The 7,500-nt window shown below is 54.1% G+C and carries 6 protein-coding genes and 1 pseudogene (1 of these 7 only partly in view); 6 read left to right on the forward strand and 1 reads right to left on the reverse strand.

Annotated features, from left to right (window positions below; translation table 11 throughout):
- The 4 genes and pseudogenes from JE47_RS0118020 to JE47_RS0118035 form a co-directional block, all read left to right on the forward strand.
- A pseudogene (locus JE47_RS0118020) lies at nucleotides 1-342 on the forward strand (ATP-binding protein); the annotation flags it as partial.
- Nucleotides 343-804: 462 nt separating this feature from the next.
- On the forward strand, nucleotides 805-1,524 hold the full coding sequence (locus JE47_RS0118025) for a succinate dehydrogenase cytochrome b subunit (RefSeq protein ID WP_031461089.1): 720 nt from the start codon (nucleotides 805-807) through the stop codon (nucleotides 1,522-1,524).
- 38 nt (nucleotides 1,525-1,562) lie between these two features.
- Nucleotides 1,563-3,536 (forward strand): fumarate reductase/succinate dehydrogenase flavoprotein subunit, encoded by a 1,974-nt coding sequence (locus tag JE47_RS0118030; RefSeq protein ID WP_031461090.1) that lies wholly within the window; start codon nucleotides 1,563-1,565, stop codon nucleotides 3,534-3,536.
- A gap of 74 nt (nucleotides 3,537-3,610) precedes the next feature.
- The gene (locus tag JE47_RS0118035; RefSeq protein WP_031461091.1) at nucleotides 3,611-4,393 is read left to right on the forward strand and encodes a succinate dehydrogenase/fumarate reductase iron-sulfur subunit; all 783 of its coding nucleotides are present in this window, start codon (nucleotides 3,611-3,613) and stop codon (nucleotides 4,391-4,393) included.
- Nucleotides 4,394-4,760: 367 nt separating this feature from the next.
- On the opposite strand, the gene JE47_RS21095 is transcribed toward JE47_RS0118035, so the two are convergent.
- A protein-coding gene (locus JE47_RS21095) for an IS5 family transposase (RefSeq protein WP_152556105.1) occupies nucleotides 4,761-5,578 on the reverse strand; the annotation gives its coding sequence in 2 pieces (ribosomal slippage) (nucleotides 4,761-5,221 and nucleotides 5,221-5,578; 819 coding nt in all).
- An 814-nt stretch (nucleotides 5,579-6,392) separates the two neighbouring features.
- Here JE47_RS21095 and JE47_RS0118055 point away from each other — a divergent pair.
- Nucleotides 6,393-6,989 (forward strand): hypothetical protein, encoded by a 597-nt coding sequence (locus JE47_RS0118055; RefSeq protein WP_031461093.1) that lies wholly within the window; start codon nucleotides 6,393-6,395, stop codon nucleotides 6,987-6,989.
- A 47-nt stretch (nucleotides 6,990-7,036) separates the two neighbouring features.
- Nucleotides 7,037-7,500 carry the 5' portion of a hypothetical protein gene (locus JE47_RS0118060; protein ID WP_031461094.1) on the forward strand. 1,063 nt of this gene lie beyond the right edge of the window, so 464 of the gene's 1,527 nt are visible here — the first part of the coding sequence; the start codon lies at nucleotides 7,037-7,039; its stop codon lies beyond the right edge, outside the window.

A 7,500-nucleotide genomic window follows, 5' to 3' on the forward strand; every position in this document is an offset into this window, starting at 1 on the left:
CTAGGTGACGATGCACTCCTGCGTCGGATCAAATTTAAGATCGAGATTATCGATCCGACGGAAGAACAATGGCGAGAGATTTGGAAGATTATGTGTCGAGTGCGTAAGGTGCCCTACGATGATCGGAGTATCGATTATCTGATCGCGAAGTGGTTTCGTCCTGATCAACGGCCGTTTCGGATGTGTCAGCCGCGTGATATTCTTGATCAATTGATCGCGATTGCCCGTTACAATATGGAGACGCCAACTCTGAGTCCTGATTTGCTCGATGCTGCGTGCCTCTCGTATTTCCCCAGTAAGGAGAAGAAGAACTTTGGGGCTAAGGTTCGGCTGGATCTCTAATCATTCCACCCTGCTGGCCTATCTGTGCGTGATCGGGTCTCATCCAGAGGGGTTTTCAACGTTTTCAGGGCTAAGACTCTGCACCATTGCTGTGTAGGATGAAAACGTTGAACAACCCTAACTTATTCCTAACACCTCTAGCCATCCACTATCGTTTGCGGCATAATATGCACTTCCTTGCAGACTTTTTTGCTATCGATTCAAGATCGAAGGGTTCTGCACGGTTCCATTGGCTTGGGCTAAGAAAGCGATCTAGCGCTTTGTGAAGCCTCGTGTCTTTCTTCACAAGGTATTACTGCATCGTTGCATTCGGTAGACAATTGATCGTAGTTCCGTTATAATTCTACAGAGCAAGATACTTCGTGGGATAAGTCACAGGTATTTCCCTGCTGCTGGCTCTAGCCGGCGGTTACTAATCATCTGTTTTTGCTGTGCAGATGTTGTTCTGGGAAGGATGGAACGATGACAGGAGTGCTCACCCTCACCCGCACGTCGGTCGGTAAAAAGGTGATAATGGCGCTGACCGGCTTCATTCTCGTCGGCTTTGTCGTCTTTCACATGTACGGCAATCTGAAGATGTATCAGGGCCCTGAAGTGTACAACGCTTACGCAGCCGGATTGCGCGAACTTGGTTATCCGGTCTTCGGTCACGAGCATCTGCTCTGGATCGCACGCTTTGTGTTACTTGCCTCGGTTTTCCTCCACATCTGGGCCGCTACTAGTCTAACGTTGCAAAGCCAGCGCAGCATCCGAGCAAATAGCATTTCAACGGTGCGTCGCTATGGTCAGCATAAGCGGCAATCAGGGTATGCCGATTACACGATGCGGTTTGGTGGTGTGCTAATCTTCTTCTTTATTATTTATCATATCCTGCATCTAACCTTTGGTATCGTTGGTTATGAACCAGGACAATTTCTCCATCCTCACGACGGTGTATACGAAACCTATAGCAATGTCGTGTATGGCTTTCAGAACCCATTTATCGTTGGCTTTTATCTCCTGACCATGGTGTTTCTCGGTTTACATTTGTACCATGGGGTCTGGAGCATGTTTCAAACGTTGGGTTGGAATAACCGCACGTATGATCGCCTGTTGCGCGGTTTAGCCATTTTGATTGCAGCAGCCGTCTTTATTGGTAATGTTTCCTTCCCATTGGCGGTCTACTTTGGCTTTGTCGCGTAGAAGATCACCAACCAACGCTAGAAGAGCGAGGAACCCGCATGAGCGAGACGAAGAACGAAACGACAGTTCGCACCGGCACGCGGCAAATAGAGTTTGTAAGCGCGCTAGATTCTAAGGTACCGAGTGGTCCAATTGAGCAACGCTGGGATAAGCACCGCTTCGAGATGAAGCTGGTCAATCCGGCTAACCGACGCAAATACACGATCATCGTGGTTGGTTCTGGTCTGGCCGGAGCTTCAGCGGCGGCGACTCTGGGTGAAGCTGGTTACAATGTGCTCTGCTTCTGCTATCAGGATAGTCCGCGTCGTGCGCATAGTATTGCTGCCCAGGGTGGCATTAACGCAGCGAAGAACTACCGCAACGATGGTGACAGCATTTACCGACTCTTTTACGATACGGTAAAGGGTGGTGATTTCCGCGCCCGCGAGAGTAATGTTTATCGCCTGGCACAGGTTTCGGTGAATATTATTGATCAGTGTGTTGCCCAGGGCGTGCCGTTTGCCCGTGAATATGGTGGCTTGCTTGACAACCGCTCGTTCGGTGGGGCGCAAGTAGCCCGTACCTTCTATGCGCGCGGTCAGACCGGTCAGCAATTATTGCTTGGTGCGTATCAGGCGCTTAGTCGTCAGATTGCGGCCGGTACGGTGAAGATGTTCCCCCGCACCGAGATGCTCGATCTCGTTGTGGTTGATGGCCGGGCACGCGGAATCATTGTTCGTGATCTGGTCACCGGTAAGATTTCGCGCTATGCAGCCGATGCAGTGGTACTGGCGACTGGTGGCTATAGTAATGTCTTCTATCTCAGTACGAACGCGAAAGGATGTAATGCGACGGCTATCTGGCGTGCGCATCGCCGTGGCGCCTTCTTCGGTAATCCTTGCTTTACGCAGATTCACCCAACCTGTATTCCGGTGAGTGGTGAATATCAGAGCAAACTGACGTTGATGTCCGAGTCACTGCGTAATGACGGTCGCATCTGGGTGCCGAAGAAGAAGGGTGATACCCGTCGTCCGCAAGATATTCCCGAATCCGAACGCGACTACTATCTTGAAGAGCGTTATCCGAGCTTCGGCAATCTGGTTCCGCGCGATATTGCCTCACGGGCTGCCAAGCAGGTCTGTGATGAAGGCCGCGGTGTTGGCCCTGGTGGATTAGGGGTCTATCTGGATTTCTCCGATGCCATTAAGCGCCTTGGACGACAGAAGATCGCTGAACGCTACGGTAATCTCTTCGATATGTACAAGCAGATTACCGGCGAGGATCCGTATGAGACGCCGATGCGGATTTATCCCGCACCTCACTACACAATGGGTGGTTTGTGGGTTGACTATAACCTGCAAAGTACGATCCCCGGTCTGTTTGTAATCGGCGAGGCTAACTTCTCGGATCACGGGGCTAATCGTCTCGGTGCATCGGCGTTGATGCAGGGGTTGGCCGATGGATACTTCATCCTACCCTACACCATCGCGAATTTCCTTGCCCAGGTGAAGCCCGGTGGCATCAGCATCGATCGGCCTGAGTTTGCTGAAGTAGAAGCTGAAGTTAATCAGCGAATTCATCGCCTGCTGAACGCTCGTGGCAAGCGTACCGTTGACTCGTTCCACCGCGAGCTGGGTAAACTGATGTGGGATAAGTGTGGGATGGCGCGCAATGCAGCCGGTTTGCGTGAAGCATTGCAGCGTATCCCCGAGATTCGTGCCGAGTTTTGGGAGAATGTCAATGTACCCGGCGAAGCGAGTGACCTCAATCAGGCTCTGGAAAAGGCAGGACGAGTCGCCGATTTTCTTGAATTGGCTGAGCTGATGTGCCTTGATGCACTTCATCGCGAAGAGTCCTGTGGTGGTCACTTCCGCGAAGAGTATCAAACTCCAGAAGGTGAAGCGCTACGGAACGATGAGCAGTTCTCGTATGTAGCAGCGTGGGAATTTACCGGCGATCTCGCCAGGCCACGTCTGCACAAAGAGCCGCTGGTCTTTGAGTACGTGAAGCCGACTCAGCGCAGCTATAAGTGATCCGACTATCGTCGTCTGAGATTAGTTTTATTGTCACCGGTTGGCCTCACCAGCCGGTGATCGGAGTATAGAGTATGAAGATCACACTGAAGATCTGGCGGCAAAAGAACCGCAACACTCCCGGCGAGTTCAAGACCTACGTGATGGACAACGTTAGCCCTGATATGTCGTTCCTCGAGATGCTCGATGTGCTCAACGAGGAACTTGTGTCACGTGGTGAAGAGCCGGTTGCCTTTGACCACGACTGCCGCGAAGGTATTTGCGGCATGTGCTCGCTAATGATCAATGGCGTGGCGCACGGCCCCAAGAATGCGATCACGACCTGTCAGTTGCACATGCGTAGCTTTAACGACGGTGACACGATTACGGTCGAACCATGGCGAGCTGCGGCGTTCCCCATCATCAAGGATTTGGTCGTTGACCGGAGTGCCTTCGACCGGATTATTCAAGCTGGAGGATATATCAGTGTCAGTACCGGTTCGGCACCTGACGCCAATACTATTCCGGTGCCGAAGGTAGCGGCTGATCGGGCAATGGATGCTGCTGCCTGTATCGGCTGTGGGGCTTGTGTTGCCGCCTGTCCAAATGGGTCGGCGATGTTATTTACGGCTGCTAAAGTTACTCATCTGGCACTACTACCGCAGGGTCAACCCGAACGCTATCAGCGGGTCGTGAATATGGTTGCTCAAGCTGATTTCGAGGGCTTCGGAAACTGCACCAATATTGGTGAGTGCGCGGCGGTTTGTCCTAAAGAGATCAGCCTCGAGACTATTGCCCAGCTCAACCGCGATTTGGTCATGGCAGCCCTGCGTGGTATCGAACCCAATACGCCGATCGCGCCAGCTACGACTAGGTAACTGCATCGGTATGGGGCAGTGGTTTCAGCAGCCCCTTACCATCCCTTCAGCCCCCTTCCGCTCCCAAACAGGGCACGGAAGGGGGTGTGTGAATTGTGGCTATCCGAATAACCGTCTCACGGTATAAACGGATGCAACCCGTCGGTGGATGGATGGGTACAGAGCTGTTATGCTTCAGGGCATAGCAGTGCCCCGACCAATCTGCTGCAACAGGCGATGTCGGATTGGCACTCCGTGATCATCGTCGTGGACATCTGTAAGGGCGAGGCACCGCCTTGCCTTTCCTCGCACATCTATTGACAAGGTTCATCCGTCGTGATGTCATGATAGATTATTTGGATAGGCTCTGAGAGAGTGTCTGAAAATTCTATGAAGAGTCGTTGATATGGATGCGGGCCAACCGTCTGACCATAACGTGAATCATGGCGACATAAATGAACGCTTCGCTCGTAGCGGTGCGTGCGTCGTCGTCCTTCCTCAAGCGACGATACCTCCCCAGCCAGGCAACCGTCCATTCCACCACCCAGCGTCTCGGCAACACGTGGAAGCGCGATACCCCATCGGGACGCTTGCTGCTGTCTAGGGGCCAGCCACCAACGCGCTGCGCCCATTCCACCACCTGGTCAGCATCGCCCTCATCGGCCCACATCACCCGCAGGCGCGACTGCTTCCCGTGGAGGTTGCCCACCACCAACCGCACCCCGTCGCGGTCTTGGATATCGGCGGTATGCACCACTACCGTCACCACCACGCCCACGGGATCCACCAGCAGATGGCGTGTGCGTCCGTGGACGTTGTTGCCAGCATCAGCCCCGTGCGGCCCCCGTTTTCGGTCGTTGTGACCGACTGGCGGTCGAGAATCGCAGCGCTCGGTGCTGCCTCCCGCCCTGCGGCAACGCGCACGTCCGTGCGGAGGGCCGCATGGATGCGTACCCAGGTCCCATCCCGTTGCCAGAACCGAACGGAATGAGACACGGTCTGCCAAGGAGGCACGTCATCAGGACGCATCCGCCAGGTGCACCCACTGCGCACGATAGCGAAGATGGCGTTCAGCATCTCCCAGTACGCATAGACGCGATGTCGCCCTCGGCGTGGCGTCCGTTCCGGCAGAGCGGGGGCAATCCGTTGCCATTCGGCATCCGTAAGGTCGGTAGGATAGGGTTTTCGTGTGTTCTGTTCGTTCATACCATCACGTATCCATCAAAACCCTCGACCAGATACATTTCAGACACTCTCTGAGAGTGATGTCTGCTCGGTTTGTCAAAGATTGCAAGAATGGTTACATACAAAGATAAACCGCTCGCTCTATATGGGATTTGCCTTCCACGAGCCGTATGAATCTTATGTGGGACGGATGTGGAGGAGAAATCTCGCGAGAGCTTTTCAACAAAGGAGGGAGGTAGTATGATTATCGGGAGGATAGCTATGATGTATCAAGTCGAGGAGAAATCTCGCGAGAGCTTTTCAATAAAGGAGGTGTAAAGAAGAGGAGGTGTAATTATGTCTTGGAGCAAGATCTTCGAGCCATACATGCACCAAAGATTGCAGAGTTGGAAAAGGCAAATTTCAGGATGGCTACCGGGCATCAGGACAGGGAAAAGAGAGACGGCTGGGAGGCTAACTCAGAGGGTTCTTGACCCCAAGCCCATCGCGATTTGTCGTATTGATATGGGGTGAAAAGGGCAGTTAAAATGTTGTTCATCGCGCTGATTGCCCTGGGCATAGTTCCTCAAGCTTGGCAGGTGCCTGTCCATGCGCAGACAACTTTACGTTGACCATAGGGGGTGCGGGTCGGGGCAGCGGAAAAGTCACAAGCTCGGATGACGCGATTAACTGCACCATCTCTGCCGGCGTGGTGTCTGGAGACTGCACAGAAAACTATCAAAGCGAGATCATTATCCGGCTAACAGCGACCCCTGATCCCGGCTCAAGCTTTATCCGGTGATCGGGAGATTGTTCGGGCACTTCGCCCAGTATTTGGGTGGACATCAGGCGAAACATGACCTGCACTGCCACCTTTGGACCGCCCCGGGTGCTGTTTGAAGAGGATTTCAGCGAGGGCATCCCTTCCACCTGGCAGGTGGTGGATGGTGGATATGGTGGCGGCGCTGTCAGCACCTGGACGACAGCAAACCCTGGAAACCGCAATTTCGGGCCACTCTTCGTTGAGCCCTTCGCCATTGTGGACTCCGCTGCGGCCGGCCCTGGCGCCGTCCAGGATGAGCAGCTGATTACCCCCTGGATCTCCGTTGAGCCCTGTCCAGGCAATCCAAGGAGGGTTTTCATCTCATTCTCGGATTACATGCAGGTATGGGAACTCGAGAAAGCCGATGTGGAGATCTCTGTGAATGGAACATCTTGGGTAAGGAAGCATGGATGGGGCCCGGGGGGCTATCCCATAAGGCCCCGAACAACCATCCTCAATCTGACGAATGACCTGGCTGGCGCGACTTCCTTCAAGGTTCGCTTTCACTATTACAACGCCTCCTATGATTTGTATTGGGCTATCGACAACGTGCGTGCCTTTTGCGAGGATCCTTCCCTTGGAATCGAGGAATATCGGCTCTACTTGCCGCTGGTGTTGCGGATGCAGTAGAGTCAGGAACATGCTTCCAGTCCTTCTTACGGATAAGGAGGGATTCGATGATCCGGCGCTTGAAGTGGATTCTTATCGCTGCAGAGGCGTGGGGATGGCGGCGCAAGGGTCGGTGGGCCCTTGCCATGCTCTTTGCGCTGGCGGCGGGGCTGTCCAGATTCTCGAATCCGGTGGCCTTCGGCGGCCCAGCAGCGGGATGCCCGGCGGCTGCGAGCGCCGCCACCGGAACTCTCTTCTCCCGATCCTACGGCGGAAGCGGAAATGAGGACCGCTTTTTGAGGGCGGTCGTGCCTGCTCCCGACGGAGGGTTCTGGCTGGTAAGCTGGACCTCAATCCGCGCCCAGTACAACCCTAAAGATATATATGTGTTGAGGATCGATGCCTCGGGGAACGTGTTGTGGAGCCGAACGTATGGAGGGTCGCAAGGCGAGTGGGTGGGCTCGGTTCTGGTCACTCCGGACGACGGACTCCTCTTGGTGGGAAGCACGGATAGCTTCGGAGCAGGGGGTAC

Origin of the sequence: Chloroflexus sp. MS-G (assembly GCF_000735195.1) — a bacterium.
GTDB lineage: Bacteria > Chloroflexota > Chloroflexia > Chloroflexales > Chloroflexaceae > Chloroflexus.

What these genes read in the sequence shown, in the direction of transcription:
- JE47_RS0118025 (WP_031461089.1), top strand. Translation starts at nt 805, where the DNA reads ATGACAGGAGTGCTCACCCTCACCCGCACGTCGGTCGGTAAAAAGGTG.
- JE47_RS0118030 (WP_031461090.1), top strand. Translation starts at nt 1,563, where the DNA reads ATGAGCGAGACGAAGAACGAAACGACAGTTCGCACCGGCACGCGGCAA.
- JE47_RS0118035 (WP_031461091.1), top strand. Translation starts at nt 3,611, where the DNA reads ATGAAGATCACACTGAAGATCTGGCGGCAAAAGAACCGCAACACTCCC.
- JE47_RS0118055 (WP_031461093.1), top strand. Translation starts at nt 6,393, where the DNA reads ATGACCTGCACTGCCACCTTTGGACCGCCCCGGGTGCTGTTTGAAGAG.